The sequence below is a fragment of the Calothrix sp. 336/3 genome, from assembly GCF_000734895.2.
Classification (GTDB): domain Bacteria; phylum Cyanobacteriota; class Cyanobacteriia; order Cyanobacteriales; family Nostocaceae; genus 336-3.
In genome coordinates, this window is the sequence record NZ_CP011383.1 from 54,438 (window position 1) to 80,677 (window position 26,240).

Below are 26,240 nucleotides of genomic sequence, written 5' to 3' on the forward strand. Positions count from 1 at the left end.
TCGCTGTCTTGTGTGGCTGAAATTTTTGAAGATTGGCGTTGACGGCAACATGAAAAATTGTTGCCCTAAACTCAAGAATGTATTGCCTTTTCAATCAAGGGTGACCTGTGGGCTGCGTCTCTTGTCGTGCCTATTTTAGTCCGGTAAAATCTGTGCTGCAAGCCAGCCTCGCCACACGGGTTAACCTGATACGTAAGGACAATACTTCTGGAATGTCGAATTTGAGAATTCTGAAGAATCGTATAACTATCTACCATCCGAGGGGGATTATTCATGTTTCATCCCTTCCGAACCATTGCCCGTTTTATTACTCTCACTTTCATCATCGCACTGCTGTTATACTCCCACCATGCCGCTTTTAAAGCTGGAATGGCAGCAGGGGAAAATCCCATGACAAATACCCTGGCCCAGTTCATGGGGCTTGGGTCATCATCTTCTTGCGCGTCGCCGCTTAAAGAAAAGAAGTTCTACTTCTTTTGAGGAAGAACATCCATCTTTAAGTAAAAACGCATAAAAAAACATCGCACGTCAAGAATAAAGTGCTACATTAATAAAAGACATGAGAGATATAGACAGCAATTTTGCTGCTGCCCTCACAGAGACAAACTCTTGCCGAAGAGAGTTTATCTATTTCCGAAAAACACATCAAAAATGACCCCAAAGGGAGCCAAGTATTTAGCGGTTCTGGTTGTTGTTTACAGGGGTACACTCCCCTCCCTATTATTATGCCTCATAATCCGAGAAAATGGGGGAAAATTTTCTAAAACTGTAAAATTAGTTACAGTTTCCCATATTCTGCCGTTTGGAGGCATTTTCTCAAGAAAACCGCCAATAAAACTCCCGCAATACCTCACATCTAATTATTCTTCCGGGAGAATGAATTCATGCGCTACCATCTGAAAATTTCACGCGGCTACCAGCGCGATCTTGAACGCCTCAAACGAAAAAGGCATGACCTGAACCGCCTGCTCAAGACGCTGACAATGTTGCGTCACGGCGAATCATTGCCCGCATCGTACCGTCCACATCGCTTACGTCATGCAAGCTATGCGGGATTTTATGAGTGTCACCTAGCCTTCGACTGGCTCCTGGTATGAAGCTATGAAGATATTGACTATATCCACCTTATTCGTACTGGCTCGCATCAAGAGCTATTCGGCTAATAGAGAATAACGGCACGCTGCGGCTCGGTATCGTGTCAGTCAAGAATGTTCTTTATTTGATAAATAAATAAACAAACGTTTGTTTATTATTTGCATCGCTTTGATTTGTAAATATTTTTCATAAGAAATGACTGTCTAATATTTGGCTGCGCCAGATAGCAATTTTTGAAGTCGTAAACAGCAAAAGATTTGACCTGAATTATATCGCAAGGAGAAAGACATATGACAGACATCGCATCAAAGGTTTTGTACGCTGCGGATATCGTATTGGTAATTGATACAACTGCGTCTATGGGGCCGTTTATTGAAGACACGAAAAAACTGGCGATGGGGTTTCACGAGAGAATTTCTAGAGAAATGCGTGCAAAAGGCAAAACAGTGGATCAGTTGCGGGTGCGATTGATTGTGTTTCGAGATTATTACGACAAGGAAGAGAACGCTATCGTGGCTACGCCCTTCTGGAAAATGCCGGAAGAGGAAGGAAAACTGGTCGAGTTTGTGAGTATGTTGCAGGCAGGAGGCGGTGGTGACGAGCCGGAAAATGGCTTGGAAGCCTTGGCATTGGCAATTCGTTCATCGTGGGAACAAGGACAAGGTTTTCAAAAATGTCGGCATTCTATTGTCGTTTTCACCGATGCCAGCGCTCACCCTTTGGAACATCCGGGCAAACCTCCTTCTTACCCAAAGGATATGCCCAAGGATTTGAATGAGTTAACAGATATGTGGTTTGCGGAGATGCGAAACACAGCAAAACGGCTGACCATTTTTGCGCCAGACGTACCACCTTGGAATATTTTCGAGGGGGCATGGGATTGCACCCAACACCACAAATCTCATGCTGGAAGCGGATTAGACGAACAAACTTTGAGCGATCTTGTCGAAGGTATCACCAATAGTATTACGTAAATTCAGGAGCATTATGGTTCTCAGGAAGGGGGACGAGCTACGAAATCCTTCCGGCGCGAGCTATCGTGTGCGGACGGATTTTTCTTCAAAAGATGCGGGAACCTCGCAATGGGGTTTTGTCGAAGGAGAGGGGGCAGAATACTTCGCCAAGCGGTATTTGTCTCCGGTTAATCCAGGGATAAAAGCGCTTGGCAGCGAAGACGTAAAGCGGCAGCGTCGTAGCGCTTGTGCGGTATTTGAAGAGCGACAGCAACGCCTGAACAACACGTTGCGTGATTGTTCTGCTGCCGTTACCTTTGTGGATTTTTTTGCCTTTGGCGATGAGAGTAACAGACATTACTATAAAATCTGCCCCAAAATAGCGCCTATTGCCACTGTCGAGCAGATACACGCTGCATCCGCTTTCGCAAAACTTCATGTCATGCAGGCCGCAGCCACAGCTCTTACCATGTTTCATGACTGTGGCTTGATTCATCTCGATATTAAGCCACAAAATATCTTAATACATGGGACAAACCTCGAACGACCCCAGGCATATCTTATTGACTTTGATAACAGCATTTTTTGCCTGGAAGACATCAAAGGAGCGGAACTCGTCGGTGATATGAGTTATTACTCTCCGGAAGTCGCCGAGCGTATTGTCACCAATACATTAGCGTCAACGCTGACACAGAAAGCGGATATTTTTTCATTGGGTGTGGTGTTCTTCGAGTATTGTACGGGACATCCTGTTCTGGCAACCTATGGTAAAGAATTTTATCAGTGGGCAACAGAAAACTGTAAAAAAAGATGGATTCTTGAAGATATCGACCTTTGGGGAAGAAATAGCGCCAGCACCTATCAGCGCGAAGTAAATGGTATGTTTACTTCTCTGATCAGTAATATGTTGTCTTTTGATGTTTCGGCAAGAACATCTCTGAAAGAGGTGTTAGCCATTTTGAAAAAAATTATAGCGTTGATTGAATCGGAACATATGGGCTATAAGCTTCAAGAAGCTTACCGAGACAATCGCATCCTGGAGGAGGATAATCAAAAACTCAATGAAGAAATTGAAGAATTAATTTTAATTGAAAATCAATATGAGAGCCTGCAACTCAAATACAAAGAGCAACAAAAATTTTTGGAAAAATATAAAAAATTGTATTCAAATAATGAAGAATTAAAGAAAGCACAAGAAAAAAACATCGTAAAGCTAAGAGAAAATTTGAACGATGACGATAAATACATAAATTTCTTGGAAGAAAAGCTGCATTTTTACACTAATTTAAGCGTGATATTGTCCGTATGGGTTGTGCCGAGTGTCTTGTGGGCTTTTAGTACACTGCCTTTCTTTCCTTTATCTTTTGGTTTCAAAGTACAAAGGGAAGTGATAGAAGAAAGAAGACCGTTGGGAGAGTCCGTCCTTGGTGAGCCTACAGAGCCGCCACTTTTACCAGCCGACGTACCGCCACCAGAGAAAAGTAGATGATATATAAAAATTTAGTTTAAATAAAAAAACTTGTTGTTTATGGTAGGGGAAGTAGCTCAAAACCATGATAAACGACGACTTACGCGCAGTAGTGTTGGTAGAAAAAACCCTAGATGAAGGTGAAGACGGCGTACCTGTGTGTGTGCGTGGTGACAACAGCATTGGGCTTGCCGTGTTCGATGGGTTAGGGGGAGATGCCGCTTACGGAGAGATTGCATCGGCGATTATTTCTAACTTTACCAACAAATTTTTACAACAAAACCGTGACACGGTGCTGACCAGAGAAAAAATGCTGACCTTTGAACAGCAGGCGAACGCCCGCCTTTTGGCAGAGGCACAGAGGTTGAAAACGGAGGAACAAGCAGGGACAAGACCTTTAACAGACAAAAAATACAGATGCGTCACGACGATTGCGCTCGCCAATATTCTGCCACAAAACGATGGCAGCTATCGCACGCAATTGTCTTGGGCGGGGGATTCACGGGTCTATTTTTTAAGTCCGAGCAAGGGATTACAGGCGCTGACCCTCGATGACAGTTGGCGGAAAAGTATAAGGCCAATCACAGATAAAACACGCCCACCTATCAGCAAGGATTTTCCGTTTAACGCGGCAACACGTCCTGTCCGTCCGACAAAAGAGACATACACCGTAGAGGACATCTATAGATCGGATAGTACAGGACATAGCTTTGCCGAAAAAAAGGTAAGAATGCCCTGGGATGACAACATCTATGCCATCAACTTCAAGGAAGAAATTATCCGAGAGCCTGGAATTTTTATTGTGTGTACCGATGGTGCATACTCCTCGATGGTTGCCCCGCAGGATGAGGAAGAGCGATATTTAGATTTTATTGAAGCCGCAACATCCGCAGAAGACTTTCGAGAAGCTCCGGCGCGTTTTTTTGAAACGAACAAAAAGACGGCGTTTAGCGACGATGCCGTGAGCATCGTGATGCAGCCCGTGGGGTTCAACGATTTTGCCGATATGCAGAAACAATTTCAGGAACGCATCAACTTTGTGCGTGGTCTCGCCGCGCCAGATTTTGTGGCGCAAGGGTGCAACGATGCCGAAGCGCGTACCAAAAGAATGGAACATACCCAAAAAATCTGGGAAGAGCATATTCGTGATACCTACACGGAGATGTTGTTTAGCGACATGGTGTTCGAGAGCGCTAAGGACTCTCGCGATATTTCTCTCTCTCCTGTTGTGGTTCCCGATGTTCTTCCTGCATCCATTACGGAACCGCCTGCGTCTCCGGTGACGATGGAAGTGGTCTCGGAAACGAAAGTGACGGAGGAAACAGCGACCGAATCTCCCGAAGGGAGCAGCACATTGGCGGAAGAAACATCGTCTATACCATCTGCTGTAATGCCGTCCCCCAGTTTATGGCAGACAATTTGTGAGCAAGTAGGACAGGTGGTACGACCTCTTGCACGGTTGTTAGGTTTTGACCCTGAGCATTTGCGTCGTGACAGCGACCAGGAGAACGAACGCCGTTTAGCAAAGATTGGGGATGATTTTACATACCGTGGGGAATTGCCTTCTGCCGACCTTCCGGCTAAAGCGGCGACCCTTACCGATTTAGCAAAGATGGTGGCGACACACACTGTTCCGAAAGAACTGCTATCGGTTGATGAAGCCCTGTATGCGGAGACCAGGGCGGCTTTCGCGGAACTTCGCGCCTCCTGTGAGCAGTACGATCATCTGCTAGAGGGCGCAACCTTAACGAATGCGTTGACGGTTGCGACGGATGCATCGTCAATACGCCCCAATCCACCCGGTTTTTTTTTCCCAGACTCGGTTTTATCCGCGCCACCATTACCTCCGCCGTTACCGCTCCCTTCCGCCGCGCCCGCGCCTGCTGGGGGTTTTGGGACAGACAGCACGACAACATCGACAAGTAATTCTGTTTCTTCTGTTCCTCCTTCTACCGTTGCTGTTCCGCCTCCCATAAGCCGGACACCTTGGTGGAAAAGCAGTACTTTTTGGAAAGCGGCTGCGGTGACGGCTGGCATCGTGGGGTTAGGTTTTGGGACCTATATGCTAGCCAGCCAGTACGAGCATTCCGCACCGGACACAAACCATACGGGAGTACCCCCACCGGATACAAATATTCCCAACAGCATACGGCCACCAGCCTGGGTGGAGCCGATCTCCCGTGATATGGCGAATGGTGTTCTCAGCGAGCGCTCGCTGGCGGCAATGCAGAACTTGCCAGAGAATTGGACAGAGACGCTGGCGCGGCATAACCCAGAAGCGGCGCACAAGCTGCACCAGGTGCTCGGACAGTATATTGACGGTCAAGAGAAAGTTGCTGGAATGCTGGCCGATAGTCAGATGCGAGCGCTTCGCGATTGTGGGGGCGTGGCGATCGCTGGTTATACACCAGGAGATGAGAGCGCTACCCTGGCGTTTATCAATCAAACGTTTGCACGGTATGGACTGTCAGAGCAGTTCGCCAGCTATGCGGATGCACAAACGTACATCGCGCAGCACGCCGCCCAGCAGTATGGCAAGGTTGACCAACTCTTGGGACTAGATACGGAAACGACTTATCGGCGTTTTGATACCGCTATCCAATCCGTACCGGGTGATGGTATTTATGAACAACTACGCCAACAGTGGGCAGGGCAGGGAGCAGCCTTACAAGAGGTTCGGCAAAAATTGGCGCACTCTTTACAAGCCACGACAGCCGTTCCTGGGTTACAACCTGCCACAACAAGCGGCACAGGATTAGCCATGCTGCCAGTACCAGCACCATCGTTATCCCACATAGCGCTAACGATGGGGACAGGTGTTTCTCAAATGGCGACACGAATGGCGCTCGCCCATGCGGTTCCGGTGGTAGGGGCCGCCATTACCGCCTACAGCCTTGGCAAGCGCACCTATGACCATTTAATGACCAAAGCGGATACCTTGGGGATTTTAGAAGAGCGAAAAGATAGTCCCCTGGTGGAACGCCTCCTCCACAGTCCAGGAGATATGGGCCGCACCGTTGCAAAAGCGGTTAAGGACGCACCAACCGATTTTAAAAATATGCTGCAACGGTTTGCGAAAGTCGCACAACACACCATCACCGCAACGGCACAGGTTATCAAAAACCGCACGCTATTGCCTCCTGCACTGGGCAATGAGGTGGAGGATGTTGCCGCATACCTATCCGGGTATTCCTCTGAGCGCAAAGGATACTAGAAGGTAGGGAGCTATCGTTAAAAGAGGGTATTGCGAGGTGACGGACTCATAATTGTTTCATTGGTGCCTCCTTAGTAGAAATTAAAAAATAAAGACAATTTTTAGCCAAGTAAATAAGAATTTTGGCGTTGCATAATGGCAGTATGAATTGAGGTGTAACTTGATGGAATGTCCACGTTGTGGGTCGTCTCACACCCGTAAAAATGGCAAGAAAAGAGGTAAACAAAATCACATTTGTTGTGATTGTAATCGCCAATTCATTGATCGCTATGAACCGCCCCAGGGATACAGTGATGAAGTGAAGCGGGAATGCCTAAAAATGTACGTTAATGGTATGGGATTTCGCGCCATCGAACGGGTCAAAGGCGTTCATCACACAACATTGATTACTTGGGTAAAACTTGTGGGAGAACTGCTACCTGAGACCTATGATCCAGAGACAATTCCAGAAGTTGGCGAACTTGATGAGCTAGAAACTTTCGTCGGCTCAAAAAAAACAAAATCTGGCTTTGGACAGCAGTAAATCACTTCAAACAAGGTATTTTAGCGTGGGTTTTGGGCGACCATAGCGCCGAGACTTTTCGACCGTTATGGGATATTGTGGGTACTTGGCAATGCTATTTTTATGTCACGGATGGATGGTTGGTCTATCCAGGCTTTATTCCTGAAGGCGACCAGATTGTTAGCAAGACTTACATGACACGAGTTGAGGGGGAAAACACCCGACTGCGCCACTATCTCGCTCGATTGCATCGTAAAACGCTATGTTATTCCAAATCAGTACAAATGCTGAGGTATTCAATTCGATTGTTACTTTATTATCTCCGATTTTGGGATGTTCCGATTCCTCAATGATTCATACCGCGATTATGCAACGCCAGAATTTTTTATGAAGAGTGGCGGCTTTTCATTATGGCCGCTGCGCGTTGGTTTTTGGGTTTGTGTTTGCCAGACGCGGGGACATTTTCAAGGTCAAGCCCTTGCGGGTGGGCGGCGGGGTATCCCAGCTTCCTCCCCTTCGCTGCGCTGCGCTTTCGCTTCGTTTCGTGCAGCCGGGAACCCTCCCCCGCGCCCAACCTTGAAAACGTCCTTTCCGCTGTCTGGCTTTCACAAAAGCAGCAGCGCGCTGCTGGAGATAGGAAAGGAACGGACACCATGAAACCCCACCCCATACAAAACGCTTGCGGTGACGTTGGCAAGCTGGCGAATCGCTTAATCCACGGAGATTGCATCGAGGTCATGCAATCCCTGCCCACGGGAAGTATGGATTTTATCCTCACCGACCCCCCTTATCTGGTGAAATACCAATCCCGCGACGGGCGCAGCATCATGAATGACGATAACGATCGCTGGTTATTGCCCGCCTTTGAGGAGATGCACCGGGTACTGAAGGATAACAGCTTTTGCATCAGTTTTTACGGCTGGCACAAGGTGGATCGCTTCATGGATGCCTGGAAGCGGGTGGGTTTTCGCCCCGTGGGACACTTCACCTTTATCAAGCACTATGCCTCCAGTCAGTCCTTTACCCAGTTTGCCCATGAGAACGCCTATTTGCTGATTAAGGGCAACCCCGACCGACCGCAGAAAGCCCCCCGCGATGTCATGCCCTGGGGGAAATACACTGGGAACAAACTGCACCCCACCCAAAAACCCGTAGAGCCGTTAGGGGCACTGATTGAAGCCTACACCGTCCCCGGTGCCTTAGTTTTAGACCCCTTCTCTGGTTCTGCCTCCACGGCGGTAGCCGCCAGAAGCAAAGGACGTGCTTTTTTCGCCATCGAAAAAGACCCAGCCTATTACGGCATCGCCAAAAAACGGCTGTTTGCCGACGCTTAACGAGACACGACCCCCACCTCAAACCCAACGGAGACAAACAATGGACACCACTTTTCCCAAACATCCCCACATCACGGTACGGCTTACAGGCAAAGACGGAAACGCCTTTATGATTCTGGGATTGTGCCAGCGTGCCGCCAGAGCCGCCGGATTACCCACCGAAGAGCTAGAAGCCTTCCGTAAGGAAGCCACCAACGGTAACTTTGAGCATCTGCTTGTTACCGTGATGCGCTGGTTTTCGTGTGAATAACCCGCCGTTCTGCGGGGTGCTGCTTAAACTTGGGCAGCATCCCCAAGGCGGAATTTCCCAAAGCCCAATCAAGCAGGAGTAAACCCCATGACCAAAAATACCGATCGCATCCTTACCGAGATTGCTAAAAAGCATCTTCCCTTTGAAACCCTGGAAACCCGGATGAGCGGGGACTTAGATTTTCGCGAGGTAGGCGTTTTTAGCCTTAAATCCGCTTTGCGAGAAGCCTTTGACGCAGGTAAACGCGCCGCTCGCCAGCCAAAAGCGATCGCCACGATGCAGACCCTGCAAGATGTTAATCAGGAGTTGCTGGAAGCCTTGAGCGACCTTTTAGACTTTGCCGAATTATATGGTTTCAAAGGCCGCACAACCTATGAAGACTGGAGCGGGTATTTTGAAGCCGCCAGAGCGGCGATCGCCAAAGCCCAAACCTTAATGTAAACAAAACGGCGTGCGGCAAATGGTTGTACTATTTGCCGTATGTTCGACCCATAGGACGCGACATCATGACCAATAAGCGCCAGCCGCCGAACAACACCGGAAAAAAGAGTCTCACATACCCGGTAATGAAAGCGAAATGCGCCACCTGTCCTTTTCGCACCGATGAACGGGGGCAGTATGTGTGCCCAGATGTCACAAAGCGCGTGATGCAGCGTGTTGTATCGGAAGCATCGCAGATATGCCATCATCCCCAATTATCGGGTAAACAGGAAACCCATTTATGCCGGGGGGCGCGGGATTTTCAGTTAGAGATTTTTCACCGCCTTGGGGTGATTGATGCGCCCACCGATGCGGCATGGCAACGGCGTTTATATGAGAGCGGAAGCGCCACAACCCCAACCAAATCCCCAGTTAATGTTCCAACTGCTTGACCATCTCCACGTTACAGCCTTCCGTGTGACAGAACAGCTTGCCGCCACTGCTTGCCATTGCTGAAAAGCCGCAGGCGGGACATTCGTACTTAATGCGCGTCTTGCGGGGTTTTTCAAGCTGCACCTGGTTTTTGAGGGGAAAAAAGTGGCTCACCGCATCAGGGCGAATAGCGGCATATCTACCCTGTTCGTCCACTTTATGCTTGAGATTCAACCCGCACGCCTCCTCACACGGCAAGCCAATTTCCGCCATTTTTTTAGTAAATTCCACACTGCAATAACGCTCAATTTTCGAGGGTTCACCGTGGGTATGTTCCCACAAATTCACCATACAGCGCACCAGCATTTGAAAGATTAGATCATCATCCAACGTTAACAGCCAGGGATTGAGGCAGATTTCATGTAGGTTTTTTTCGCCTAACCGTGCCCAAGTCCCCCTTTTGAAATACCCCCAAGAACGCCCCTTGGCGTTAAAAGTGAGGATGCAGGGGGGAAGGCTGGCATTAAAAAGCTGCTCGTTGAAATACTCAAAGGCTTGGTCATAGCTAACCCACAATTCCAGGTTCGGACTGATGGGGGCATGAGGGGGCGCGGTTTCCGTAAGGAGTGTTTCGGCTTCTTGTGTTTCGGTATCCGTCATAGTGTGCCCTCCTCGAAAATGTGCGCCAGGTCAGGTGCTACAGCCTGCCTTGTTGTTATAGTTAAACCCTCAGTAGCAGGGCATAAATATAAAAACAAGATAAAAGTAAATATACTTACCTGTACACAATCAACAATAATTCTCCCTACAAATCAAAAGCCGCCGCAAGTTCATCTTGTTTTTGGTGTTCCGGTAATTTGTGCCCCTTGTTCTCCTCTTGTTTCTTCCGCTTGTCCGTTCCCTTGTTTGCCCCCTTGTTTGTCGGTGGGGCGGCTGTCTGTGCTGGCTTTGGTGTTTCTAAGGGGGCAGGGATGTTTTGCGCCCCAGTATCTGCGGTGGTTGTGGTTGGTGCTGGCTTGGTGTTATCTGGTTTTTTGGTGCGTTTTTTGGGCGGCTGTTCCTCTTCTGGTAAGGGCGGATAGCCAAACAGTTCCCGATCCACATTGCGGGTGAGAAACTTTTCCAGATTCTCCTCATAAACCCGTTTATCTAAAATGTTGCGAGCAAGGAGTTGCTCCAGGTAACGCCCCAAGATAATCAGCTTGCGGCTTTCCAATTTCCGATCGGCGGTTTTAATATCCTGTTCGAGCTTCTTAGTCTTTTGTTGCAAGGTTTCCAGGCGTTGCCGTCGTCTTTCCAGGGATTCGGACATAGTGCCGTCCTCCAAAAAAGGTCTTGTTTTTGTAAAAATTATGCCTAATAATCCTAAATAGGACAAAGGACTTTAGATAATTTCATTCTATCTCGCTGCCGAATGAGGCGGCATTGTGGTTTTACTGCCACTTTTGCGTGTAGGGTAGAGGTAGGGTAAGGGAGTAGCTGGGAGACGGCGAGAAGGCAGCCCAGAAAAGAGAAAGCATCCTTAATATTCTTCCGTGTGCGGCGGCGAAATATGCCGTTGTGCGGTTTCCTACGAGAGCGCCCCAGCGCGAAGAGCGCAGTTATACATTGCCCCTGCAAGCAGGGCGAAAAACGCCTAGACGGCGCTTTTCGTTCGCAATGTCACTGCGCCGGGGGACGACCCCCAGACCCCCGAACCACAAATGTGCCGCAGATTACAGGGAGATAGGAGTGTATCGGCTACTGTGCGTGGCATAAAATAAAAATATCAATCTTGAGGGCTGGCTTGTGGTACAGGCAGCGTATTACCGTTTCGAGAACAAGATTGTCACCCGTGGTAAGGGGCACTCGGCAGTGGCTGCTGCTGCGTATAATGCGGCAGAGAAGCTGTATGACGACCGCACGGGCACACGCTACGATTTCAGCCGCAAGAAGGATGTTTATCATACGGAAATTCTCGCCCCTGCCAATGCCCCAGCTTGGGTGTTTGAGCGCAGCAAACTCTGGAATCATGCCGAACAGCAAGAGAAGCGTGTCGATTCCCAGGTAGCGCGGCACTTCATTCTGTCCTTGCCCAATTTTCTGCCCCACGAGGACAAAATCCAGGTCACGCGCCAGTTTTTGCAACGGGAATGTGTGGCGAAGGGGATGATTGCCGATGTCTGCTTTCACGACTTTGATGGGGACAAGAAAGAGAATCCTCACGCCCACGTCCTCCTTACCATGCGGGAGATGCACCCATCGGGGTTTGCCACCAAGAAAAACCGCCAGTGGAACAAAAAAGAACAGCACCAGGAATGGCGGGAGAAATGGGCGGCGCACCTCAACAAGCATTTCGAGCAGCATGGTTATGATGCCCATGTGGATCACCGTAGCTATGAAGCGCAGGGTATTGACCGCGTAGCGGGGATTCACGAAGGGCGGGCGGCTACAGCCATTCGTCAAGAAATTGCCGCCGGAAAACGTACAGAAACCACCTCCGCCATAGACTTCAACGCCAAGGTTGCGGAACTGAACCGCCTCAAGGAAGAGATTCGCCGGGAAGAGGAAGCCATCCGTAAAGAAGAACAACGGCTACTGGAGAAACTCACCGCCGAGCAGGATAACCGCAAACCCGTCCCCGAAGCCCTTCAGGACACAACCCGCAAGGTTATGGAACTCCAGGCACAGAAAACGGTAAACTACGAGGAAATCACCCAGGAAGTGCTGAAAACAGCTACGAGGACGCAGCAAGAATCTGCCCCCGTTGCCGCCGTTCCCACGCCAACCGACGCGGCGAAACACCCTCGTAAAGAGATACCGAAGAAGCCTTCCAAGGGCGATCGCCCGCCACCAGATAATCCTGACCGTACCACCCGTGCTGTACAGCGCCAGCTAGAAGCGATGGGGGGTAATGGTTGGTTTGAGATTGGCATTAGTAACGAAAAAGAGGGATATTTCACCGAACGCACCTGGCATAAAGACCAGCTCCTCCAGCTTGACCCGGAAACGAACAAAGCACCCATTCTCAGTTACCTGAAACAGGAGAATGCCAAAGGCAGCCATATTTATGTGCGCCCTGCGCCCCATGCAAACGGTGACAGCCAGGGATTAATTCTTATCGACGACCTCGACCCGGTAATGGCAGAAGAATTACGTAGCAAGGGTTTAGAACCATCGCTGCTTGTGGAAACTAGCCACAAGAACTGCCAAGCTTGGGTTCGGATAAGCGATCGCGTGACGCGGGAAGAAGCGACACATCTGGCAAAACTGCTTGCTAAGGAAACGGGCGGCGACCCTGCCAGCGCCAGCTATCAGCACTATGGACGACTGGCTGGGTTTACCAACCGCAAAGACAAACATCTGGATGTCTACACAGGCAAGTATCCGTGGGTACTGGTGCATCATGCCCGATCTCAGCTTGCCAGCCGTGCTGGGGTGTTTCTGGAACAAGCACGAAGCGTCCTTGCCCAGGAGCGAGTCGTGCAGCAGCAAGCCTTGGAAAAACGTGCCGACCTCCTACGGGAGAGCGCCAGTAACGATGAATTGAGGCAGGCACTCCAAACCTTCAAAACTATCAGCACCTCCGTGGAGCGTAGGCATAATTTACACGACCCCAGCCGCCGGGATTGGGTGGTACTGAAGAAAATGGCGAAACGGGGGTATAGTTTGGCGGCGATGGAATATGCATTGCGCCACAGCGACGACCTGGAAACCCGTAAAAAAGGGCATGAAGAGGATTACATTCGTCGCACCATCGATAAAATTAGCCGTGACCCCGATGTGCTAATGACCTTGGCACGCAAGAAAGAGCGTCAAGAACGACAACCGCCCCATCACTCAGGAAGCCCCGGAAGTGCTTCTGGGCAAGCATCGCAAGATATTGCACCCCAGGCACCAAAGCCGGAGGAATCCGCCAAGGTGCAGGACAAGCGCGGGGAAGCTGAACAACGCCACTATTACAAAGACCGAGACCGATCTCGCCCTGCTGCATCTGCTCCAGACACACCAGGAGCGATGAAGCAGCCACCGGGGAAAACACCGTCGTCCTCTTCCGGTAGCTTTGGGCCAAAACACCGACGTACCAGTAGTAAAGAGCAAACAACCCCCTCTGGCAATGCTGCGCCAAGATTTACGCGGCGCACGTCAGGGGGTGGTTCTCCCACCATCCGGTTGCGGAACTACGACCCAGCCGCCATCCCAGCGTATCCACTGGGCAACATGGACAGTGACGTGGTGCGCTATGTTATCACTCAGATGCTGCACAGCGAGACAGCGCAAAAGCAGGTGAACAAAGCCTTGTGGGCTTTAACCCAGGACACCAGCACCTGGAAAAACCCCTGTGGTGCGGAATATCTCCAGGAGCTAGGGCGCATGGTGCGTGCCCGTGGAGCCGCCGCGCTCACGCCGCATACCGATGCGGAACTGGCTATCAAACTACGAATGGCGGGGTTTAGCAAGAAACAGATTGGCAAAACCTTGGAATACAACAGTCCCTTTGTGCGATCGCTCCCCGATGCACCAAGTCGCCATGCCTACCTGGCAGGTGGTATTGCTCCCGTGTTGAACCACCCCAAGACGACGCAAAAAATCACGGCTTTTCATCAGCACCGCATGGTGCAAGCTAAAGAGCTACCGGAAGCCCAGCGCGAAGCCTTCTTGCGAGAACATCGCTTCGAGAAGCTGAATATCGCTACCGTACCGCATCATCAGCCTGAGAAAGCACCACCGTCCTCCCAGCAGATGAAACAACAGCATCCAGAACAGGAACGGGAACGGTGAGAAAAAGCCTCTCCTACTTGCAATCATGAAATATATTCACATGCTTGTAAATTACATTTGTATCGATGAAAATACAGTTTTAATGTTATTTTAATGTCTTAAAAAATAAACTTTAATACCTAAAGCTAAGATAAGTTTATACAACTTCTGCCTCTAATTTCTCAAATGAGTAATAATCCGCAAAAAAAGATTTTGTTTCTATCATCTAATCCAAAAACTACAAAGCATCTTCGCTCAGATGAGGAAATGCGTGAAATTGATGCGGGACTTATGCGAGCTAGGCATCGAGACCAATTTGTTTTAGAGCAGAAGTGGGCTGTGCGACCGAGAGACATTCAGAGGGCAATGCTAGATGTTAACCCACAAATTGTTCACTTTTCTGGGCACGGGACAGGTGATAGTGGGCTGGTATTTGAGGATGAAACCGGGCTACCCAAGTTGGTGGATGGAGAAGCATTAGCAGAGCTATTTGAGTTATTTTCCGATCAGATCGAGTGTGTTCTGCTTAATGGCTGTTACTCGGAAGTGCAGGCTGAAGCTATAGCTCAATATGTTAGCTATGTGATCGGCATGAAGAATGAAATAGGAGATAAAGCAGCTATTGAATTTGCTGTGGGTTTTTATGATGCTCTAGGTTCTGGACAGAGTATTGAATTTGCCTATAGGTTTGCTTGTGTTGCAATTCGGTTAGCTGGTATTCCAGAACATCTAACCCCAGTGCTAAAAAAGAAACCTAGTGACGATGAAACAAATTCGATACAGCATCTACCTTCACACCAAGCTCTCAAAAACGAAACTGTTTCCTCATCTACATCCCAAGCCATTGAAGTTTTCTTTTCCTATGCTCATGAGGATGAAAAACTGCGAGATGAGCTAGAAAAACACCTCAAACTTTTACAGCGACAGGGTGTAATTAAGGCTTGGCATAATCGTGAAATTAGTGCTGGAAAAGAATGGGCTGGTGAAATTGATGCACGTATGGATGCAGCCAATATTATTTTGTTGCTAATTAGTGCAGACTTTTTGGCTTCGGATTATTGCTACGATATTGAGCTAACACGTGCAATGGAACGTCATGCGGCGGGAGAGGCTCGTGTTATTCCTGTTATCCTTCGAGAAGTTGATTGGAAGGGCGCACCTTTTAGTAAGCTCCAAGCCTTACCCCAAAATGCTAGACCTGTAACGAACTGGGAGAACCAGGATCAAGCATTTACAGATGTTGCAAAAGGAATTCGCAAAGTAGCTGAGGAACTAACTTCAAAAAAGTAAGAAATCCATCGTTAGATGATACTGAAGCGGTGGATATTCATGATCAAAAGTCTATTGTAAAATTTATTAATCGCATTATTAAGCGTACATCATTTCAGATTGTATTGAGTACTAGTTTCGTTACTACACTTGCATTGCTATTTTTACGTTTTATAGGTGGATTGCAACCTGCTGAACTCAAAATTTTTGATTTGCTAATGCAGCTTCGACCCCCGGAACCACCCGATCCACGTATAGTCATTATTGAGATTACAGAATCGGATGTTCAAGCACAATTTAGCCGACGCGAAGAAGGTAGTAGTTCAGTCTTGAAAGATCGTTCACTCAATAAGCTTTTGCAAAAACTAGAAAAGGGATCACCAAGAGTTGTTGGGTTAGATTTTTATCGTGATTTTCCCGTTCATCCAAGTGAGGCAAGCCTTAAGGAGAAACTAAAAAGAAACAACTGGTTAGTTACAGTATGCAAATTACCAGAGGTTGACGAAAACTTACAAGTGACAGATGCAGGTCTCTCTCCTCCAAATGATATTCCATCGAACGTTTTGTCTGAACGGGTAGGCTTTGCTGATTTATTGCAAGATAATGATAATGTAGTTCGCCGTCACTTCATGATTGCGGAATCGTTTCCCCAAACTAAATGCATTGCCGAACAAGCATTCAGTGTTGCTATCGCACTTAAATATTTAAAATATGAAAATTCTTTTTCATATCAACAGCCTAAATCTCCGAATCAATTATTAACAATTAATGGCAAAGAATTTAAACCAGTGGAGAGTTTTTATGGCAGTTATCAATGGCTCTCTCGCTTTGGCTATAGCATCCTTCTCAACTATCGTCAAACGGATGGTGGACCTAACAATATCGCTGTTAAAAAAGTGAGCCTTGAAAAGTTTCTGAGTGATAGCTTTTCTGTGGAAGATGTTCGCAATAAAATTGTCTTAATTGGTGCAACCGAAATAAAAGCTAATTCTGATATATGGAAAACACCATACGGTGTTGATATCCCTGGTGTGGTCGTTCATGCTCATGAAGTTAGCCAAATTATAAGTGCTGTTGTGGACGAACCTAATCGCTTATTGTTATGGTGCTGGCCAAAGTGGTATGACTTTATATGGGTTTTTGGGTGGGCTTTACTGGGAGGTAGTTTTGCTGTCCATTCTCGTCTGAAATGGCTTTTAATCAGGAATGGCTACACGCTTGGTATTTTATGTGCAATTTGCTACGTTGTGCTTGTTGGGACAGGAGGTTGGCTACCACTTATACCTCCTATATTAAGCTACTCCTTCACAAGTGGTATTGTATTTTATAGGTTATGTAGCTCTCGTGAGGAGAAATCTTCAGGTACTTAAACATGATTTTTTCAACCTCGCCCACTTTGAAAAAGCTTCTAATTTTTTGTATTGTTTTGAGCCTTGGTATCAATTCTTATATTCCACCAGTAGAGGCTCAACTATTTGGATGGCTACGATGGATATGGCCACCGAAACGGGTTGGCATACCACCTGGTAAGAGAAGCGGGGGAGCGGTTCGTGGTGACTGCCCTAAAACAGCAATTCCTCTTACAGCTTTAGTGCCTGCTAATGAGGAGGGATTAACTTTTATTGAGAAGACAGTTTCTCCTCATCCTAATTTTTGGTTTTATGTTCCCTATGCTGAAAGGGTTCCTTCTTCTTCTGGGCGGCGTTTAGAGTTTGTACTGCTGGATGATAGCGAAAGTATTTTTTACAAGGCAACATATTACCTCCCACAAAAGCAGTCCTCCGTAAAAATGGGTGGTGTCATCAGTGTGGCAATGCCGAAAACTATAAAACCCCTACAAGAAGGACGCAGGTATCGCTGGGTATTTTCGGTGATATGCAATCCAGCAAATCGTTCAGGGGATGCTACAGTCAATGGATGGATCGAGCATATTGCAATCGATCCTGCCTTTAATAATCAACTGGATGAAAAGATAAATCTTGAAAAAATTTCTAGTGATTACGCTGCTCAGGGAATATGGTACGAAACAGTAGGTACACTAGCAAAGCTTCTACGAGATGAAAAGTCGCCAAGTTCTAAACTTAAAAGAAATTGGAGTAGCCTGCTAGACTCAGTAGGTTTAGCCAAATTAAGTGCTGAACCTATAGTCCCTCGCGATAAATGTGAGGTTTGTAGAGGAATTCCCGCACGAGAACGTTCTGAGCCAAGTAAAACTACCTCCACTCACCATAAGCTGTGAAAGCAGCCCAGTTGTATGGAGTTTGCCAGCGACTATCTTGCCAGAGAGAAAGTTGGGCTGATCGAAGTGACTGGGTTGGAGATAATTTCTTTTCAAACATGTTCTGATAGAATAATGTCATTAATTTTGCTGTTGCCTCATCATTCACGCTCCACAAACTCACTACAAGACGCTCCGCGCCAGCAGACATTAAACCCCCAGTTAGTCCAGTTAATCCTTCTCTGATTATTTCTCTTTTTAATCCAGTACGGCAGCCGCTTAACACTACCAAATCTGCTGCTGACATATCCATATTAAAAGTACTGGAAGGTATAATTGAACCACGCTGTAATTCTCCAGTTTTACCAATAGCCGATAGAACAATTCCGGAGCGTTCTGGAGATTTTATATTGAAAAAACCATGAGTGGCAAAGTGGATTATGCGATATTGGTTTAACTTAGAGTCGAGAGCAGCCTGGTAACTGGCATCAAAGCCTAAAAATTGAGTTTGTTTGTTTGGAGGGACAAACTTTAGGATTTGCTCTGCTTCCTGTTTTGTCCCAGGTAGTGATGGATAGATTCCTTCTAAGTCAGATATTGTGTTATCGCTCGCTGCTGTTGTATTTTTGCTAGAGGACGTTTTCTTAATACGTTCATCCTCACGGTCAAGTACAGGATCGGCAAAGACAGCCATTTCCATTCGAGGAGTGGGACGCTTGCTGTGATTCTGCCGAAGTTCTATCATGGCAGAGGCTGACAAAAGGTTGATAACCTCATGATTTACAAGTAAAGGCTGCATGTAGGTTGCAAATTCTCCATCAGGAGAGCGGTAACTCGCATTATTTGTTGGCTTAAGTTCAGGGAGAACTGCAAAAGGAATGTATTGTAAGGCACCATCTCCAACTATTAATAAGCGTTTGTGACCAAGTTGTGCAGCAACCGGACCTAAAATCATTTCACTCAGTTCCTTCCCAACTTTTGCAGTGGTTCTCGGTTGAACCCTGCCAGTTGGTGTTGTCAGAAGCTCGTAAAATTGTTTAGTTTTGGCTTCAATAGTCGAGCGTTTTGGTAGCGAGTACGTTTCAATAGATTTTTTAGAGACCACCCAAAGGAAGCTTTTTTCTTCTCCTAAAAAGTACTCCAATAGTAAAGTCTTTTGATCTAGAAGTTGATTTTGAATTTCTGATAACTTTGCTGGTCGTATGCGTCCTACAGTTCTTTTATGTGAATTAGAGTCTTTTTCTCCTGAATGGCTATTACTTTTTTGATTTACTCGAATATCTCTACTACTTTGAAATGCCTGATTTGTTAAAGTGCGGGCACGCTCACTAGCTTGAAAAGCTTGAATTTTGTATTCTTTTGAGGTTGTTTTTTGATAGCGTTGCATCAAGAGGTTAATATAAAAATCAAAATACTTCTGTCTACATATAAAATAATTTGAGAGTGTACTGCAAGAATTTTCGGGTTCTAATTTATCAACATTTGTAGTAAAATTTAATGTCTTGCTTGAAGCTCCTAACCCTATTGCTAAACTACCTCGCTGTTTTATTCCATATTTGTACTTATAATCGACTGATGTGAATGCAGAGCCAGCAGCTAAATTGGTAATAGTAATAGATGGTTTTTCACTTTCTTTCACAGCCATTTCAATCTGAGACTGAGCCTCAGAAAAGTTGTTAAGTAACCATGAATTTTTAGCAATACCGTAATAGGCTTCTGCTTTTAATAATTCATTTTTGGGAAATTTAGTAGGTATTTCTATAGCCTGACGGTAGAAAGTAAGAGAATTCTTAGGTTCATTTAAAGCATCATAAGATTTACCAATAGCCAGAAGCATCTTAGTTTTAAAATCTGGAATTAAAAGTCGCAATATCGAGATAATATTCGATTCATCTTTATTTGAATCTATATTTAATGAATCTAGTGCTTTTAAAGTTTGTAGATAACAAATAAGAGCTTCATTATACTTGCCTAACCTGTAATAAGGAGACCCTTTCAAATAAATTATTACATCTTTTACCCACCCCCATTTTTCAATATTTTTTATATCCAGAGAGTCAAATAAATTTACAAGTTGATTTAAAGTTATTGCTAATTTTTCATCATCTGTTGATTGACTTAACCAAGTAATAACTAGTGGAGTTAATGGTTGAATATAAGGAGTGAGGCTCTTTAAGTATTTCTCATTGATGAATGTTTTTACTAATGCAATAATCTGTTGTACCTGCGACTCTAATTGTTTGTTATCTTTTTGATTGTTGAAGAACCACTCGATTATACTTATGATGGATTTAATATAGGGAGTAGCTTTGTCAGGCTCTTTGTTGTTAAATGATTCTTTCCAAATGTGTAGTAAATTAATAAATTTTTTTACTGTTTCTTCTGAGTTAATTTTTGCTTTTGCAGTATCTCCTAAATCAGAGTAGATGAAGTTATACGGTAACCTAATCATAATTTTTGGTAATTCCAATATTGTTTGATTTATCTCTTTGCTATACTTGTCAAAAAACTTCTTTTGTCCATCTTCAGTAAAATTAATCTCCAGTCTATTTTTGAAATTACTTAAGCTTTTCATTAATTCTGGGAACTCATCACTAAGTAAGTAATCAGCTTGCTGATAATCACCAACAGCAGCATAAGTTGTAGATGTATCTAAAATTATTCCTAGTCTTAGAAATTCATATGAGAAAGTAAATATTTCCTTTATATTAGCAATATCTTTTGCGCGGAACAGAGGATTGTTATCGGTAAAATCTCCAAATAAGTAATTATTATTAGGTTTTTCTTTCATTGAGCGATGTAAATGAAGTGCTTGTCTGTAATAATCCAATGCCTGTTCTGGTTCGTTTAATTTTCTATTAGCTTCTGCTAAATTAATTAGAGTAAGTAATTCTAGAAGTCGAACATTGTATTTTTTGAAAATGATTAATGCTTGGGAATAAGCATCTTCTCCTTTCTGTATAGATAGCTGATCTTTTTGTTCTTTATATAAATTAGCAAGATTCACAAGTGTTCCAGCTTCTTCTAACTTAGATTTGGAAAGTTGCGTTAATTTCAACACTGTTTCAAATTGATGAATGGCATCAAATATATTCTCTTGTTCTTCAGCATCAAATGCTAATTTAGCTGCTCGTTGTAATTCTGTATATTCATTGATGATATTAATTACTACCTCTACCTTTCTTGGATATTTTCCAGCATTCAAGCTAATATTTAAATCTTCTGATAAATTAGAATCAAAAATTCGTTTCAAGCTTTCTAAGACTTGAGGCTTGTTAAAGACATTTCCAGGCTTTAATGTGAACTGATTTAATATCTGAGGAACTGGCGTAATTCCCTTTGTAGGAAAGGTTTTTGCATTCTCTTCTTCGCTGTCTTTTTTCAAAAAGTTAACCTGAATGCGCTCGATAATTCCCTCTGCTATATCTAAAGTAACCGTTCCGTTCTCTTGAACGGTAGGACTTCCAATAAAGTTTGCCAGAACATAACCATTATCTTGGTAAATTTGCGTTAAATTCTTAATTCCTTCTTGCAGTTTTTTTAAGTTTAGCCTTTGACCATAATCCTTAGAGAAAACATTATCTATAGCTTGTTGTAAGGAGATTTTCTTATCTTTAAATTGGAGAGTTTTGATGATGTTACCCTTAAGCTCAATCTGACGCAGAATAGGATTGGGAATAACTTCAAATGTTACTTGCACTCCTAGAGGGGTATCTTTTGGAATTACCTGAACATTAGAGAAATAACCAGTTGCAAAAATAGCGTTAATATCTTCTTGTAACTGCGATCGCGTTGTCAGAAGCCCAGGTTTAGTGCGAATGACTCGATAAGCTTCATCAATTAAACTATCTTCCAAGTACCCTTTTTTGCTATTGACAACCACCTCGGCAATTAAAACTTGAGTCTCTGCTTCTGTGGCTTTTTTGGGTTTTGATTTAGATGGTTTCTTAACTTGAGACTGATTAAGTGGTTTGGCCTCTGACTGATTGAATGTCTCGGATGAGTGGTGCTTATGTACGTTATTTTCAATGATTAATTTTTGTAAATAACCTGCAATAATTGAGTCTTGCTTTGTGGCAATTATCTGGTTTACGTTTTGATAAAAAATACCTTCTTTAGCAATAGCTTGAGTGAAGGGTTCAATTATAAATAAAGTAATCATTAAAAAAACAAGGCTATAGCAAACAAGCTTAAAGCCCCAAGATTTCCGAGATAACCGCACCCAATTACCACGTCTTCTCACTTTTGTTTTCCCATCGCTTCATCATAAAGTATCTCATTAATCTGTAATAAGAATGAGAAATAAGAAATCTTTTTATACAATATTATTGCGAAGTTGCTCAATGCGATCGCCAACATCAGAAATGTTAACAGCGGTGCGCTTCCGGGAATCACTCATTTCTTTGTTATCAAGAGATACGAGGATAGTGACCTGTTGATGTTGTCATGGAGCTAAATGATCGCCTTGTTCGTCCTGCTGCTTTTCAAGCAAGTTGAGATATTCATGTAATAAAACCAATGCTTTTTGAGAAAGAGACAATGCCTTCCAAGCAGAATCCGTGCGGAGTTGTTCTATTTGATTGCTGATGGATGATAAATCAACTGTAACTTTGCTGGTATCTCCTTCCTTTTCTCTGACTCCTTCCATGACAAGGAAAGCAGCTAGGTTTGATTCTCCCCTTCCTTCTTTATCTGCCCATTGCTCAAGGAAGGTATAAGTTTTTGTCGGGATGGAAATAGTAATACGTTTGTGAGATGGGGGCATTTTTCATAACAAGAAGTGATAGGAAGCTATTGTTGTCAATTCTATCTTTTTTCGTGCTTTACAGGCAAAAATCACTTAATGCGCTATTTGCACAAATTGTGCTATTGCTGAATAATGTGAGATGACAGACTAAAACAACCCACGCCACATAACAAGCTAGTGAGGAAAGACCACATCAGGCGTGGATGACAGTATTGTTGCGATCAAGAATTTCCAAACAATCAGGAGGTACAACCATGCTCTTAATGCAGCCAAAGAAAGCTGCGATCGCTTCACCCAGCTCAATCATCCCCACCGGAGTTGATACAGGCGCTGGCTTACTCAAACTCGCCATCGGCAACGGCAGCGACCAACACCGCGTTCGCACCCCCGCCAAAATCGTCGAAATCCAGGGCGAACTCCACGACGAACTCACCTCCCCCGAAGGCGGACATTTCATCTACGACGACGGCGATCGCCCCGATTTAAAAGGGCGGGAATTCCTCACCGGCAGCCTTGCCGCCTGGAAAGCCCCCACCAGCCATATCAAACTCAGCGATAACCCCGCCCTCAAAGCCGAATACGTCCTGCACATGATATTGGGGGCACTAGCAACCTTACCCCATCAAGACACCTGGAATCTACACCTGGTGCTGTCCAGCCACAACACCCAGGTATTCCGCGAACTCGTCACCAGCAAAACCAGTGGCAGCCATAGCGTGCTATTTGGTGGACGGGACAAACCCAAAACCCAGGTTTCTCTCACCGTCTCCCTTGTGGTTCCCGAAGGGGCAGGCAGTTATGCCTTTTGTGCCGCCTACAAACCCGACCCCCTGATTGACATTGCGGGACACGTCATCGCCCTGGACTTTGGCACCTCCACCGTGATTCCCACCGTCTTTGCCCCCCAAGGTAAAATCATTCACCGTAACGTCCTGGCAGTTGGGGGATGCGTCGATTTACTGGAGGCGATCGCCTCCGACGTGGAACTGGTGAAACTCCTTGGTACCGGAAAATCCGCCAATATCGAACTCATCCGCCAAGCCATCGAAGACCGCAGTTTCAAATACGGCACGCGGGGTTTCAGTTTCCAGCACCTCTACACCCGCCATTTGCATACCTGGCTGGGCGATCGCTTGCGGTTGGCATTGGCGGAAGTAGAAGAATGGCGGGACGCGGCTCAAAGCCTGGTGGCGTGGGGTGGTGGCGCAGCTTTACCCTGTACCGAAGGGAAATTTGAAAAAGCCGGGATTACCCCCATCGCCGATGCTTGCTGGGCAAATGCCCTCGGCTTGCAGCGTATCGCCGAAGGTCGTTACCAGCGAGGCAAATAACATGGCAGAACTCAAACGGGTGCGCCTGGAAGAGGATTTACAACAATACCTGGAAACCCAATCCGAACGCATCCTCGGCAAAGCCCCCGAAACCCTAACCCCCATCGACTACTCAACCCTGGTCAACCGTGCCCTGTACGAACATAAACTCGCCCACAGTATGACCCGCAACCTGCCGTTAGGGCGGCTGGTGGATTGGCTACTCAATCTTCCAGCCTCTGCCCGCAATCTGTCGGTCATTGCACCGAGGAGGGTAGGGGAGGGGACAACAACCAGTGAACCTGATGACTATAGTTTTGATGCCCAGTTAGGCGATTTATTTGAACAGGAGGCAGCGTAAGCAATCCACGGCAAAAAGCGATTGGTTTCCACACTACCCTCAAAATCTGATGAACTTTCCCCATAACAACGATGCGGACGAACCAACCATCGTCCCGGAAACATCCACCGCCCCCCAATTACCCGTCTTGGAACGCCTGAATAATATTCGCCAGTCTATCAATGACCTAGCACAAGACCCATCTGTCTTGGAACTGGTATGTTCTGGCACTTATCACCCCGATTTACGGCTAGGTGATGCCATTGAGGCGTTGGACGAATTAGCGATCGCCCTCAGCGAATTCGCAGAAAGAAAAGTAGTACCCCTGCCCAGGCTGGACACCAAACCAGGGGTGCTGATTTCCTTCGTTCGGCATCAGGCACACGAATCGTAAGGATACCAATATTATGCAACACAACGCGATCATCTCCAACCAGGAGCAGAATTTTTCCCCCCATCACCCAGTACTGGCACCCTTGGTGGACGCAGCCATTATCCCTAACGAAAGTTGGGTGCTGGAAGAACTAACCCAGCAATACGGTACGAATTTAGAACATCTCGACAGCTACAGCAAACAGGTGCTGCGAGCAAGTTTGAGTCTGTATCTGTGCTGGTTACACAAGCTGACCGAACAGCGTGCTGACATCCCCGAAACCCTGATTGATGAAGCCATTGACCAGGCAGACCCCGATTGCTGGAGCAGCGATCGCAACCTAGACCAACATATCTCGGCGATCGCCACCCTGCACCCACACGATATCGAATCCTTGCTGGTGATACTCACGCCCCCAATCTCTGAAATGACCGTAGGGCAGGGGAGGGAAGTCGCATGAAACCCATTGGCTATTACACCAACTACACCCCCGGCGATGAGGGACTACTGGCTGAAATGCAGGAAGCTTGGGGGGCACAGTTCCAGAAACTCCACAACGGCGAACGGTTGTGGATGATTGTCAAATTGGCGGAAGATGGGTGCGCCGAAGAGGAGGGTGACATCCGCCCAAGCGTTGCCGAAGCCGTGGAGCGGATTGGGGAACTGTCCCGCAGCGACAAACTGGGACTCATCGATGCCTTGATTAATCAGCTAAAATGCACCGCCTAGCTTGAATAATTGGCGTATTTACCAGCGTCTGACAATCCAATCCTACATGGGGCTGCATTATTCCCAGCCCCTCCATACCCAATTCCTACCCAAAACGACCAATGACCAGCTATCAAACCCCCGCGACGTTCGGGCTGCTGGGCTTGCTGTGCGTCGCCTCCCCCCTGATTTTCAAATTACCCTCCCAGTTTCGCGCCTTCAACGCCAGCACCAGCCTGGAAGCCGACACCCGCGTGGAACAAGCCTACTTTCGCAATCGCGAAGAATTTGAGCGCATCCGTATCGACCAGCGCCAGGAAACCGCCGAGCGCCTTGCCCAAGCCGGAGTGCTGCCCAACGGACAAAAGTTAAAGATACGCCGCTATTTCGACAATCCCAAACGCAACCCTAACCCCGACACCACGGGCTGGCAGGAAGGCGAGGTGGTGTTCGTCTTTGATGCTGCGGGAGCCTGCATCGGGCAAATTAAAAACCGCCAGTGGTACTGGAAACACCACTACCGCAACGTCTGCGCGGGTGTCCCAGCCCAGTGAAAAGAGGCAGGAGAGCGGGGGATAGGGGAAAAGAATTTGCAATTACCCCCCCTGTGTTGTCGGTTTGAATGGGCGTGCCTTCATAGATGCAATCCCTTGGATTTATATAGGGTTTTCCCTTGTCCTCTTTCTAGACATTTCCTCGCCAACATTCGCTAACAAATCTTAATAAAACAAGGAGTTACAACCATGTCATCCCTTGCCGATAAGGATGCCGCAGCCCCCAAAAAGGAAGAACCCAAAAAAAGCATGGGCGATACCATCGACATCATCGCCGGGTGGGTGGTGGACATTATTTCCATCCCCTTCCAGT

Annotated in this window: 24 protein-coding genes; 20 read left to right on the forward strand and 4 right to left on the reverse strand. The window is 46.4% G+C overall.

Going from position 1 to position 26,240, the window contains the following annotated elements; translation table 11 throughout:
* Nucleotides 1-273: 273 nt before the first annotated feature.
* From IJ00_RS28575 to IJ00_RS26540, 10 genes are all read left to right on the forward strand, one after another.
* Nucleotides 274-480 carry a hypothetical protein gene (locus tag IJ00_RS28575; protein ID WP_144416137.1) on the forward strand — a complete coding sequence of 69 codons (207 nt, stop codon included), beginning with the start codon at nucleotides 274-276 and terminating at the stop codon, nucleotides 478-480.
* Nucleotides 481-884: 404 nt separating this feature from the next.
* On the forward strand, nucleotides 885-1,097 hold the full coding sequence (locus IJ00_RS30215) for a type II toxin-antitoxin system mRNA interferase toxin, RelE/StbE family (RefSeq protein WP_082127479.1): 213 nt from the start codon (nucleotides 885-887) through the stop codon (nucleotides 1,095-1,097).
* A 288-nt stretch (nucleotides 1,098-1,385) separates the two neighbouring features.
* Entirely contained in the window at nucleotides 1,386-2,069 is a 684-nt protein-coding gene (locus IJ00_RS26500) for a vWA domain-containing protein (protein WP_035159869.1), read from the forward strand.
* A 13-nt stretch (nucleotides 2,070-2,082) separates the two neighbouring features.
* Nucleotides 2,083-3,537, forward strand: coding sequence for a protein kinase (locus IJ00_RS27320; RefSeq protein WP_052754569.1), 1,455 nt, complete (start codon nucleotides 2,083-2,085; stop codon nucleotides 3,535-3,537).
* A gap of 64 nt (nucleotides 3,538-3,601) precedes the next feature.
* Complete coding sequence (locus tag IJ00_RS26510; protein WP_035159871.1) at nucleotides 3,602-6,730, forward strand: hypothetical protein; 3,129 nt, start codon at nucleotides 3,602-3,604, stop codon at nucleotides 6,728-6,730.
* A gap of 163 nt (nucleotides 6,731-6,893) precedes the next feature.
* Nucleotides 6,894-7,585 (forward strand): IS1 family transposase gene (locus IJ00_RS28005; RefSeq protein ID WP_144415958.1). Its coding sequence is split into 2 segments (ribosomal slippage): nucleotides 6,894-7,218 and nucleotides 7,218-7,585, totalling 693 coding nucleotides; the frame shifts between segments, so codons are not numbered across the junction.
* Nucleotides 7,586-7,885: 300 nt separating this feature from the next.
* Nucleotides 7,886-8,566 (forward strand): DNA methyltransferase, encoded by a 681-nt coding sequence (locus IJ00_RS26525; RefSeq protein WP_046815076.1) that lies wholly within the window; start codon nucleotides 7,886-7,888, stop codon nucleotides 8,564-8,566.
* Entirely contained in the window at nucleotides 8,553-8,816 is a 264-nt protein-coding gene (locus IJ00_RS26530) for a hypothetical protein (RefSeq protein ID WP_238178556.1), read from the forward strand. The genes IJ00_RS26525 and IJ00_RS26530 overlap by 14 nt, the downstream gene beginning before the upstream one ends.
* Before the next feature lie 87 nt (nucleotides 8,817-8,903).
* Entirely contained in the window at nucleotides 8,904-9,257 is a 354-nt protein-coding gene (locus IJ00_RS26535; protein WP_035159875.1) for a hypothetical protein, read from the forward strand.
* A gap of 125 nt (nucleotides 9,258-9,382) precedes the next feature.
* The gene (locus tag IJ00_RS26540) at nucleotides 9,383-9,688 is read left to right on the forward strand and encodes a hypothetical protein (protein WP_035159877.1); all 306 of its coding nucleotides are present in this window, start codon (nucleotides 9,383-9,385) and stop codon (nucleotides 9,686-9,688) included.
* On the opposite strand, the gene IJ00_RS27325 is transcribed toward IJ00_RS26540, so the two are convergent.
* Nucleotides 9,669-10,328 carry a hypothetical protein gene (locus tag IJ00_RS27325; RefSeq protein ID WP_052754570.1) on the reverse strand — a complete coding sequence of 220 codons (660 nt, stop codon included), beginning with the start codon at nucleotides 10,326-10,328 and terminating at the stop codon, nucleotides 9,669-9,671. The genes IJ00_RS26540 and IJ00_RS27325 overlap by 20 nt on opposite strands.
* A 145-nt stretch (nucleotides 10,329-10,473) precedes the next feature.
* Nucleotides 10,474-10,980 carry a hypothetical protein gene (locus IJ00_RS26550; protein WP_035159889.1) on the reverse strand — a complete coding sequence of 169 codons (507 nt, stop codon included), beginning with the start codon at nucleotides 10,978-10,980 and terminating at the stop codon, nucleotides 10,474-10,476.
* 476 nt (nucleotides 10,981-11,456) lie between these two features.
* Between IJ00_RS26550 and mobQ the strand changes: the two genes are divergently transcribed.
* From mobQ to IJ00_RS26570, 4 genes are all read left to right on the forward strand, one after another.
* Nucleotides 11,457-14,429: a MobQ family relaxase gene (gene mobQ / locus IJ00_RS27330; RefSeq protein WP_052754571.1), complete on the forward strand. Its 2,973-nt coding sequence runs from the start codon at nucleotides 11,457-11,459 to the stop codon at nucleotides 14,427-14,429.
* Between the two features lie 165 nt (nucleotides 14,430-14,594).
* Nucleotides 14,595-15,698, forward strand: coding sequence for a TIR domain-containing protein (locus IJ00_RS26560; protein ID WP_035159890.1), 1,104 nt, complete (start codon nucleotides 14,595-14,597; stop codon nucleotides 15,696-15,698).
* Between the two features lie 29 nt (nucleotides 15,699-15,727).
* On the forward strand, nucleotides 15,728-17,047 hold the full coding sequence (locus IJ00_RS26565; protein ID WP_035159892.1) for a CHASE2 domain-containing protein: 1,320 nt from the start codon (nucleotides 15,728-15,730) through the stop codon (nucleotides 17,045-17,047).
* A 2-nt stretch (nucleotides 17,048-17,049) separates the two neighbouring features.
* Complete coding sequence (locus tag IJ00_RS26570; protein WP_052754572.1) at nucleotides 17,050-17,916, forward strand: DUF928 domain-containing protein; 867 nt, start codon at nucleotides 17,050-17,052, stop codon at nucleotides 17,914-17,916.
* On the opposite strand, the gene IJ00_RS27335 is transcribed toward IJ00_RS26570, so the two are convergent.
* Both IJ00_RS27335 and IJ00_RS26580 read right to left on the reverse strand, forming a co-directional pair.
* Nucleotides 17,891-22,138 (reverse strand): CHAT domain-containing protein, encoded by a 4,248-nt coding sequence (locus tag IJ00_RS27335; RefSeq protein WP_052754573.1) that lies wholly within the window; start codon nucleotides 22,136-22,138, stop codon nucleotides 17,891-17,893. The genes IJ00_RS26570 and IJ00_RS27335 overlap by 26 nt on opposite strands.
* 201 nt (nucleotides 22,139-22,339) lie before the next feature.
* Entirely contained in the window at nucleotides 22,340-22,660 is a 321-nt protein-coding gene (locus IJ00_RS26580) for a hypothetical protein (RefSeq protein WP_035159894.1), read from the reverse strand.
* A gap of 236 nt (nucleotides 22,661-22,896) precedes the next feature.
* On the opposite strand from IJ00_RS26580, the gene IJ00_RS29325 reads away from it, so the two are divergent.
* The 6 genes from IJ00_RS29325 to IJ00_RS26610 all read left to right on the forward strand — a co-directional run bounded on the left by IJ00_RS29325 (nucleotide 22,897) and on the right by IJ00_RS26610 (nucleotide 25,927).
* Nucleotides 22,897-23,973, forward strand: a complete 1,077-nt coding sequence (locus IJ00_RS29325) for a ParM/StbA family protein (protein WP_035159896.1) — start codon at nucleotides 22,897-22,899, stop codon at nucleotides 23,971-23,973.
* Nucleotide 23,974: 1 nt separating this feature from the next.
* Nucleotides 23,975-24,313 carry a hypothetical protein gene (locus IJ00_RS26590; RefSeq protein WP_035159898.1) on the forward strand — a complete coding sequence of 113 codons (339 nt, stop codon included), beginning with the start codon at nucleotides 23,975-23,977 and terminating at the stop codon, nucleotides 24,311-24,313.
* A gap of 49 nt (nucleotides 24,314-24,362) precedes the next feature.
* Complete coding sequence (locus tag IJ00_RS26595; RefSeq protein WP_035159900.1) at nucleotides 24,363-24,686, forward strand: hypothetical protein; 324 nt, start codon at nucleotides 24,363-24,365, stop codon at nucleotides 24,684-24,686.
* Between the two features lie 13 nt (nucleotides 24,687-24,699).
* On the forward strand, nucleotides 24,700-25,125 hold the full coding sequence (locus IJ00_RS26600) for a hypothetical protein (protein WP_035159902.1): 426 nt from the start codon (nucleotides 24,700-24,702) through the stop codon (nucleotides 25,123-25,125).
* Nucleotides 25,122-25,394 (forward strand): hypothetical protein, encoded by a 273-nt coding sequence (locus tag IJ00_RS26605; RefSeq protein WP_035159903.1) that lies wholly within the window; start codon nucleotides 25,122-25,124, stop codon nucleotides 25,392-25,394. Before IJ00_RS26600 ends, IJ00_RS26605 begins: the two co-directional genes overlap by 4 nt.
* Before the next feature lie 101 nt (nucleotides 25,395-25,495).
* Nucleotides 25,496-25,927 (forward strand): hypothetical protein, encoded by a 432-nt coding sequence (locus IJ00_RS26610; RefSeq protein ID WP_035159904.1) that lies wholly within the window; start codon nucleotides 25,496-25,498, stop codon nucleotides 25,925-25,927.
* The last annotated feature ends 313 nt before the right edge of the window (nucleotides 25,928-26,240 follow it).

What these genes read in the sequence shown, in the direction of transcription:
- IJ00_RS26535 (WP_035159875.1), top strand. Translation starts at nt 8,904, where the DNA reads ATGACCAAAAATACCGATCGCATCCTTACCGAGATTGCTAAAAAGCAT.
- IJ00_RS26595 (WP_035159900.1), top strand. Translation starts at nt 24,363, where the DNA reads ATGAACTTTCCCCATAACAACGATGCGGACGAACCAACCATCGTCCCG.
- IJ00_RS26605 (WP_035159903.1), top strand. Translation starts at nt 25,122, where the DNA reads ATGAAACCCATTGGCTATTACACCAACTACACCCCCGGCGATGAGGGA.
- IJ00_RS27325 (WP_052754570.1), bottom strand. Translation starts at nt 10,328, where the DNA reads ATGACGGATACCGAAACACAAGAAGCCGAAACACTCCTTACGGAAACC.
- IJ00_RS26550 (WP_035159889.1), bottom strand. Translation starts at nt 10,980, where the DNA reads ATGTCCGAATCCCTGGAAAGACGACGGCAACGCCTGGAAACCTTGCAA.
- IJ00_RS26500 (WP_035159869.1), top strand. Translation starts at nt 1,386, where the DNA reads ATGACAGACATCGCATCAAAGGTTTTGTACGCTGCGGATATCGTATTG.
- IJ00_RS26540 (WP_035159877.1), top strand. Translation starts at nt 9,383, where the DNA reads ATGAAAGCGAAATGCGCCACCTGTCCTTTTCGCACCGATGAACGGGGG.
- IJ00_RS27320 (WP_052754569.1), top strand. Translation starts at nt 2,083, where the DNA reads ATGGTTCTCAGGAAGGGGGACGAGCTACGAAATCCTTCCGGCGCGAGC.
- IJ00_RS29325 (WP_035159896.1), top strand. Translation starts at nt 22,897, where the DNA reads ATGCTCTTAATGCAGCCAAAGAAAGCTGCGATCGCTTCACCCAGCTCA.
- IJ00_RS26610 (WP_035159904.1), top strand. Translation starts at nt 25,496, where the DNA reads ATGACCAGCTATCAAACCCCCGCGACGTTCGGGCTGCTGGGCTTGCTG.
- IJ00_RS26580 (WP_035159894.1), bottom strand. Translation starts at nt 22,660, where the DNA reads ATGCCCCCATCTCACAAACGTATTACTATTTCCATCCCGACAAAAACT.
- IJ00_RS26510 (WP_035159871.1), top strand. Translation starts at nt 3,602, where the DNA reads ATGATAAACGACGACTTACGCGCAGTAGTGTTGGTAGAAAAAACCCTA.
- IJ00_RS28575 (WP_144416137.1), top strand. Translation starts at nt 274, where the DNA reads ATGTTTCATCCCTTCCGAACCATTGCCCGTTTTATTACTCTCACTTTC.
- IJ00_RS30215 (WP_082127479.1), top strand. Translation starts at nt 885, where the DNA reads ATGCGCTACCATCTGAAAATTTCACGCGGCTACCAGCGCGATCTTGAA.
- IJ00_RS26560 (WP_035159890.1), top strand. Translation starts at nt 14,595, where the DNA reads ATGAGTAATAATCCGCAAAAAAAGATTTTGTTTCTATCATCTAATCCA.
- IJ00_RS26570 (WP_052754572.1), top strand. Translation starts at nt 17,050, where the DNA reads ATGATTTTTTCAACCTCGCCCACTTTGAAAAAGCTTCTAATTTTTTGT.
- IJ00_RS26525 (WP_046815076.1), top strand. Translation starts at nt 7,886, where the DNA reads ATGAAACCCCACCCCATACAAAACGCTTGCGGTGACGTTGGCAAGCTG.
- IJ00_RS26600 (WP_035159902.1), top strand. Translation starts at nt 24,700, where the DNA reads ATGCAACACAACGCGATCATCTCCAACCAGGAGCAGAATTTTTCCCCC.
- IJ00_RS26590 (WP_035159898.1), top strand. Translation starts at nt 23,975, where the DNA reads ATGGCAGAACTCAAACGGGTGCGCCTGGAAGAGGATTTACAACAATAC.